4 protein-coding genes are annotated in these 4,435 nt (G+C 56.1%); 3 read left to right on the forward strand and 1 reads right to left on the reverse strand.

Going from position 1 to position 4,435, the window contains the following annotated elements:
• The first annotated feature begins 281 nt into the window (after nt 1-281).
• From KXR87_RS23165 to KXR87_RS23175, 3 genes are all read left to right on the forward strand, one after another.
• Nucleotides 282-1,298: a zinc-binding alcohol dehydrogenase family protein gene (locus KXR87_RS23165; protein WP_437434528.1), complete on the forward strand. Its 1,017-nt coding sequence runs from the start codon at nt 282-284 to the stop codon at nt 1,296-1,298.
• A 206-nt stretch (nt 1,299-1,504) separates the two neighbouring features.
• Nucleotides 1,505-1,837, forward strand: a complete 333-nt coding sequence (locus KXR87_RS23170; protein ID WP_437434529.1) for an RcnB family protein — start codon at nt 1,505-1,507, stop codon at nt 1,835-1,837.
• A 14-nt stretch (nt 1,838-1,851) separates the two neighbouring features.
• Entirely contained in the window at nt 1,852-2,295 is a 444-nt protein-coding gene (locus KXR87_RS23175; RefSeq protein WP_437434531.1) for a GNAT family N-acetyltransferase, read from the forward strand.
• Between the two features lies 1 nt (nt 2,296).
• On the opposite strand, the gene apbC is transcribed toward KXR87_RS23175, so the two are convergent.
• Nucleotides 2,297-3,406: an iron-sulfur cluster carrier protein ApbC gene (gene apbC, locus KXR87_RS23180; protein WP_437434530.1), complete on the reverse strand. Its 1,110-nt coding sequence runs from the start codon at nt 3,404-3,406 to the stop codon at nt 2,297-2,299.
• Nucleotides 3,407-4,435 lie beyond the last annotated feature (1,029 nt).

Below are 4,435 nucleotides of genomic sequence, written 5' to 3' on the forward strand. Positions count from 1 at the left end.
CACGTTCACGGGTGCGGTGGCTTCAGAGGGAGAATGCACTCAGGGTGAACGGAACCATTCCACGTAGCCTGCATGGGACGAGTCCATGTAACCTGAATAATCCCTTTCGCATCCGTGCGGAATTCTCCCCTCACCCTGACCCTCTCCCCGGAGGAGCGAAGGGATTGTCCGTGCCCCGCCACATTTTCACTCCGCGAGGATAAGTCCTACCCTCATTCCCCCATTTTTCTCCCACAATGCATAGACTAGCCTTACGACATTCCCCTTCACATGGAGTCCGTATGAAAGCTATCGCCATCACCCGCGCCGCGCAGAGCGCCAGCAATATCGATTTTTTAACTGACATTGAACTGCCCACCCCGCGGGCAACCGGCCATGACCTGCTGGTGGAGGTGAAAGCCATTTCGGTAAACCCCGTCGACACTAAAGTGCGCGCTGGCTTTAACGCCGATACGCCTCGTGTGCTGGGCTGGGACGCGGTAGGGGTGGTCGTCGCTACAGGTAATGACGTAACCCTCTTCAAGCCCGGCGATGAAGTCTGGTACGCCGGTGCCCTCACCCGCCCCGGCAGCAACAGCGAGTTCCAGTTAGTAGATGAACGCATTGTTGCACTGAAGCCCAACACCCTCGATAACGCATCCGCAGCGGCCCTTCCCTTAACCGCCATTACCGCCTGGGAACTGCTCTTTGACCGACTGGGCGTGCAGGAAGACGGCAATGAAGGTGACATACTGCTGATTGTCGGTGCAGCGGGTGGCGTGGGTTCGATTCTGACGCAACTGGCACGTCAGCTTACTAAACTGACGGTGATCGGCACCGCGTCACGACCGGAAAGTCAACAGTGGGTCAGCGCTCGCGGTGCACACTATGTCATTGACCACACCCGGCCACTGGCTGAGGAACTGGCACGCATTGGCGTTAAGGAGGTCAGTCATGTCGCCAGCCTGACCAACACCGACGACCACTATCAGCAACTGATTGATGCCCTGCAACCCCAGGGCAAGCTGGCGCTGATCGACGACCCGGAAACGCTCGATGCGCGCCCGCTGAAAGTGAAGAGCATCTCGCTGCACTGGGAGTTTATGTTTACCCGCTCAATGTTTGAAACCACAGACATGATTGAACAGCACCGTCTGCTGACCCGTGTTGCTGTGCTCATCGATAATGGCGCACTGAAAACGACGCTGGGTGAGCACTTTGGCGAAATTAACGCTCACAATCTGCGGCGAGCCCATCAGCGCATCGAAACCCAACGTGCCGTCGGAAAAATTGTGCTGGAAGGCTTTGCATCCCGCTGATTCTTACCAGGATTTTTCTTAAAAACACGTTTACCTTCAGGCGGATAGCAAATATTGCTCTCCGCCTGTCCTGCTGTGCTTCGCTTTTGTTTACACTTTTTACTATTGCCGTAACTTCATAACATTTTTGCGATTGCGGCCCGGTAGCGCTCCGGCAATCATGGCACCTTGCAAAATGAATAAAACCTAAGGAATCTGGAGAGATCATGGGTAAGACAAAAGTTGCACTTCTGGGAATACTGCTGGCTGCGGCGAGCAGTGCATTTGCTGCACCGCAGACCGCTGCTGGCTCGACGGGAATCAAGTCTTATGAAATCCAGGCTTTCGTGGCCGATTTCACCAAATTCAACATTGGCGATACCGTGCCGGAAATGTACCGTACCGACGAGTACGCCATTAAGCAGTATCAGTTGCGTAACCTGCCAGCGCCCGATCCGGATACCCACTGGACCTACATGGGCGGCTGCTACGTGCTCATCACCAATACAGACGGCAAGATTATCAAAGCCTATGATGGCGATATTTTCTATCACCGCTAAGGACGAAAACATTGTTGACTATTCGCCCCTGGCAGGAGAGTGACCGCCCTTTTCTGCGTACCCTTTTTCTGCACTCTCGTCGCGCCAACTGGACATGGCTTGATGGCAGTGACTGGACGCTGGAAGACTTTGACTCAACAACATTAGGTGAAGTGATCTGGGTGGCCGAAGAAGCGGGTCATCGCAAAGGCTTTGCCGCCGTTCACGTTAACGAGAACTTCCTGCATAGCCTGTTTGTGGATCCGGCCTTTCAGGGTCAGGGCGTCGGCAGTGCGTTACTGAAAAAGGTACAGTCTGAATTCAGCGGGACGGGGGCGCTTAAGTGCCTTGCGCGTAATGAAAGCGCGCTGGCGTTTTACCGCCATCACGGCTGGCATGTTGAAGCGAAAGGGGTTTCACCTCAGGGCGATTATTTGCTGATGCATTACAGGCTGCCCTCTCGGGCAGCCAATAAGTGACTTACACCGCGCGGAAAGAAATTTCGCTCGGTATAACTTCACCCTGCCAGTAGAGCTGCGCGGCTACGCGATCCGCCAGCTGGCGATAGAGCGCTGTGAATTCACTATCAGGACGATGGATGACGGTCGGCGTACCTTTGTCCAGGTCTTCACGCAGCGTGATGTGCAACGGCATTTTGCCCAGAAGCTGTGTCTGGTATTGCTCCACCAGCTTCTCTGCACCGCCGGTACCAAAAATAGGCTCGTGGTGACCACAGTTGCTGCACACGTGCATGCTCATGTTTTCCACTACGCCAAGCACCGGCACCTCCACCTTCTCAAACATCACGATGCCTTTTTTAGCGTCGTTAAGCGCAATATCCTGCGGTGTAGTAATCACCAGCGCTCCGGTCACCGGGATGTTCTGCGCAAGTGTGAGCTGAATATCACCCGTACCCGGTGGCATATCCAGCACCAGATAATCGAGATCAGGCCAGAGCGACTCCTGCAACAGTTGCAGCAGCGCCTTGCTCGCCATCGGCCCACGCCAGACCATCGCGTTGTCGTCGGTGACCAGATAACCGATAGAGTTGGTGGCAAGGCCGTGGGCGATAATCGGTGCCATGTGCGTGCCATCCGGGGAGGTGGGGCGTTCACCCTCCGCCCCGAGCATCATGGGTATTGACGGGCCATAAATATCCGCATCCAGAATACCGACCTTCGCCCCTTCCGCTGCCAGCGCCAGCGCCAGGTTTACAGCAGTGGAGGATTTACCTACTCCGCCTTTCCCCGAACTGACGGCAATGATGTTCTTCACGCCGTTAACGCCCGCCTGGTTTTTGACACGCTTCATAGTGGCAATGTTGTGCGACAGCTTCCAGTCAATCGCACTTGCCCCCGTGATGCGCAATAATTCCGCGCTGCATGCCTCTTGAAGCGCTTCGAACGCGCTACGCCAGACAAAAGGCATCACCAGTTCGATGTGCACAACGTCATCGAGCCAGGCAACATGATGCACAGCTTTCAGGGCAGTAAGATTGTGCTTGAGGGTGGGGTGCTGAAAATTAGCCAGCGTTCCGGCAACCAGCGCACGCAGAGCTTCCGGGGATTTGGCCTGGGACTGAGAGTTCATCCCGACTCCTTTTTATGTTGTTCTGAAAAGACATTGTTAAGGTTCAAGTTTACTCCACTGTCACCAAATATTCATTTCTCAATAGTGCCCAATCAGGGAAGCAGGTGGTGGGTGATGAGAGGGAGCCTCTTTAAAGGGTGTGGGAAGGTTCTGTTTATCTTAAGTTCCTTGCTTATTTCCAGCAGCATCACTGGTGAAGGTGTCAAGAAATCTCGTCGCCGCCCTTGCAACCCTGGCTCCCCGCCGCGTGGCGGTCTGTTCCCCTCACCCCTGCCCTCTCCCCGCAGGGGCGAGGGAGAAAAGCGAGCCTGGTTTTGTATACGAGGTAAGCGGAACCGTTCCGCTTTCGACTGGCGCAGTTTCAGGCGGGCACCAACATTTTCCTCTCTCTGAGGGAGGGGATCAGGGTGAGGGGGAGTTGTATGCGGGCAGGAATCATCCCCTCGCTCCTTTGGGGAGAGGGCCAGGGTGAGGGGGAAACTGTACGCGGGCACGGAACATCCCCTCGCTCCTTTGGGGAGAGGGCCAGGGTGAGGGGGAAACTGTACGCGGGCACGGAACATCCCCTCGCCCCTTCGGGGAGAGGGTCAGGGTGAGAGGGAACATTCCGCACGATTGCTCAAGAAGAGACTATTGCGGATAGTGGAACACTCCCATGCAGGCTACGTGGAATGGTTCCGTTCACCCTGCGTGCATTCTCCCTCTGAAGCCACCGCACCCGTGAACGTGCAAGGGAGTTACAGATAAAAAGCTTTTGCTGTTAAAAGCTGAAAACCGCGCGGTGGGTCAGGTGTGGCGGGTCCGGCTGGAAACTGCCGACGCGTTTTCGCAGGGCCGGGGCGACGCGCAGGGAGGCGCGGCGAGGGCGCGCGTTGCAGGGACGCTGCATCGCGCCCGGTCCCGGAAAGCCCGGGGAAATAAGCGGAGGGTCACCGCGAAGCGGCAGTTTTCGTGCCGGGAGCCGGGATTGTTAAGGGCGTGGCGGAGAACGCCCTTAACACGTTCACGGGGGAAGGTGTTTCAAGGGAG

It is taken from the genome of Yokenella regensburgei, from assembly GCF_051486985.1.
In the GTDB taxonomy this organism is placed as follows: Bacteria; Pseudomonadota; Gammaproteobacteria; order Enterobacterales; family Enterobacteriaceae; genus CBFFRJ01.